This window comes from Helicobacter bilis, from assembly GCF_900198365.1.
GTDB classification, from domain to species: domain Bacteria; phylum Campylobacterota; class Campylobacteria; order Campylobacterales; family Helicobacteraceae; genus Helicobacter_A; species Helicobacter_A bilis_B.
In genome coordinates this window covers 1-2112 of the sequence record NZ_FZMS01000111.1, presented here as the reverse complement: position 1 = coordinate 2112, position 2112 = coordinate 1, and the positions used below count along the sequence as shown (strand labels likewise).

Sequence of the window (2112 nt, the reverse complement as noted above, 5' to 3'; positions counted from 1 at the left end):
ATTTTATACATATATAAACAATATTTAAATACCAATAAAATGATATATAATCATTAATTAAAGAATAAAAAATATATAAATATAGGTAATTTAAATATTTAAAAACAAAAGAAAGATTATATTATACATTTATACGCAACTTTTTTAGCTTTAAATGATTTATATTATACATTTGAGTGAGTTTTTTACTTAATTAATACAACCAATAGATTGAAATAATAAATGACAAGGATTTACAATATAAACTAATCATATAATAAATATATGCTAGTAGCAGTATTCCACTTTGTTTTCAACCGCAGATTATAATAAAAAAACCGCTTTAGTCAAGGGCGTGGTTAGTTTTATTTTTTTTTGCGGACTAAACCCCACTTACTTGGCAACTCCGCTTTACGCAAAAAAATAAAACTAATGGCTTCGCCACCCTTGACTAAATCGCTTTTTTATGGGGTGTGCGGTTATCAAACAAAGGCGGACTACTGCTAACGAGCTATTAAAAGCCCTTGTTATTGTGCTTTACTGCTAACACGCTTTAAACCCCCTTTAAAAGCTTTGCATGTTATACAGCATAAAAGGGCATAAAATAGGTTATAAAAATCATAACTTTTTTATAAAAAAATAACATTAAAAAATCGTTAAAAAAGTGCTAAAAAAATATAAAAAAATGCGTAAAATAGGGCTTTTTATATTGACTTTTTTTGAAATTTTGTTATAATTATGGCATGAATTTAAAAAGGAAGTTAAAAGGCGATTTTATCCATAGTAACGATATAGATAAAATCAAAATTGACTTTAAGCAAATAAAATCAGCGACATTATAGCTAGATTAAAAAATAAAGTCAAGTTTTTTAGCCTTTTGTTTCTCTTTAGATTCTAAGGGTTATTTGAAATATTAATGTTAAAATAGGTTATAATGCTTTTAGCTTGTTTTGCTAAGGTTTGGCAGCATGAAAGAATATTATAAAAGTTTAAGCGATTTTTTCAAGTCGTTAATGTTATTTTGTGCTACAATTAGCACGGGTTTAATCGCATATATTTACACAGGTAATGATTATAACATGTTGCCAATTTTTGCAACTTTTATTTTTTTGTTTCTTGTTGTAATATTTGCTTTTATTGCCTTAGATTATGCAAATAAATTAGAGTAAGGACTAAGACAATGGAAAATTTACAAAATAATCAAATAATAGCTTTTTTGTTGTTTATAGGGCTTTGTATTGCTTTAACCTTACCTGTTATTGTATTGAAATACAAAGAATTTAAAGCACAAAAAAGCGAAGCAAAAAAGCAAAAATAACCTATACTTTAACCCCTTAATACTTCAATAACCTTTTAATTTTACTTGAAAGGTTAAAACAATGTTAGGCTATAATGATTTTTACACTTTAGAACACCTTGTTAATGTGCTATTAAGAGATAAGCACGAGCAAGAAATACAAGAAAATGAAACCGCACTGCTTGAAACAAAGCTAGAGAACATGGGCAAATCGGAGCTAAAAGAAGCTTTAAAAAATGGCTTTTTTGAGTTTATAAAAGCGGAGCTAACAACAAGGGGGCTAATATGAAAAAAGAAATCAGTAATTATACCTTTGACAGATTTTTAACAAAAATTTGCCCCTTTGGATATGGCGACATTTACAAGGCATTAGAGATATTAAGCGGAATCTACCACGAGAGCGAGACCGCCGACAAATTAGCGGATTTATTCCATGAAAGCCTAGAAAGTGAAATTTTTACAGATTATGAAAAAGTAGATATTTGCTACCTAGCCATTAATCACACTTTAGAAAAGGCACAAGGCATTACTAGATAGACTCAGCTATAATATAGACTTAAATGAGCTTTTAGACCCTTATTATGACAGCATGGCAAGTTTTTTTTAATTGTGAATCAGATTCTACATTAGCGGACGCCTTAGAAATAGCGGTTGATTATGATAACATGGAGCTACTACAAGCAATCATAAAAGGCGAAATTAAGCTAAAAAAAGAAAGCATAAGGGGGGGGGCAAAATGAAAATATCAAAATTTTATGCGACAAGGCAGACAAACAGGGCAACAGGGGCAACATATTATAACGCTATTTCATCACACAAAAGGAACACAACGGGCT

At 29.4% G+C, this 2112-nt stretch carries 5 protein-coding genes; all 5 read left to right on the top strand.

The genetic code is table 11. The features are described from left to right. Positions 1–947: 947 nt before the first annotated feature. The 5 genes from C6H08_RS11140 (at position 948) to C6H08_RS12210 (ending at position 2016) form a co-directional block, all read left to right on the top strand. Complete coding sequence (locus tag C6H08_RS11140; RefSeq protein WP_034580339.1) at positions 948–1148, top strand: hypothetical protein; 201 nt, start codon at positions 948–950, stop codon at positions 1146–1148. Between the two features lie 11 nt (positions 1149–1159). Further along, on the top strand, positions 1160–1297 hold the full coding sequence (locus C6H08_RS11420) for a hypothetical protein (protein ID WP_158656878.1): 138 nt from the start codon (positions 1160–1162) through the stop codon (positions 1295–1297). A gap of 61 nt (positions 1298–1358) precedes the next feature. Further along, positions 1359–1565: a hypothetical protein gene (locus tag C6H08_RS11135; protein WP_034580335.1), complete on the top strand. Its 207-nt coding sequence runs from the start codon at positions 1359–1361 to the stop codon at positions 1563–1565. Further along, entirely contained in the window at positions 1562–1813 is a 252-nt protein-coding gene (locus C6H08_RS12215) for a hypothetical protein (protein WP_233708592.1), read from the top strand. Before C6H08_RS11135 ends, C6H08_RS12215 begins: the two co-directional genes overlap by 4 nt. A gap of 44 nt (positions 1814–1857) precedes the next feature. Beyond that, positions 1858–2016, top strand: coding sequence for a hypothetical protein (locus tag C6H08_RS12210; RefSeq protein ID WP_233708591.1), 159 nt, complete (start codon positions 1858–1860; stop codon positions 2014–2016). Positions 2017–2112: the final 96 nt, after the last annotated feature.

Bases quoted from the DNA above. Each gene is read 5' to 3' on its own strand.
- C6H08_RS11140 (WP_034580339.1), top strand. From the start codon at position 948: ATGAAAGAATATTATAAAAGTTTAAGCGATTTTTTCAAGTCGTTAATG.
- C6H08_RS11420 (WP_158656878.1), top strand. From the start codon at position 1,160: ATGGAAAATTTACAAAATAATCAAATAATAGCTTTTTTGTTGTTTATA.
- C6H08_RS11135 (WP_034580335.1), top strand. From the start codon at position 1,359: ATGTTAGGCTATAATGATTTTTACACTTTAGAACACCTTGTTAATGTG.
- C6H08_RS12215 (WP_233708592.1), top strand. From the start codon at position 1,562: ATGAAAAAAGAAATCAGTAATTATACCTTTGACAGATTTTTAACAAAA.
- C6H08_RS12210 (WP_233708591.1), top strand. From the start codon at position 1,858: ATGACAGCATGGCAAGTTTTTTTTAATTGTGAATCAGATTCTACATTA.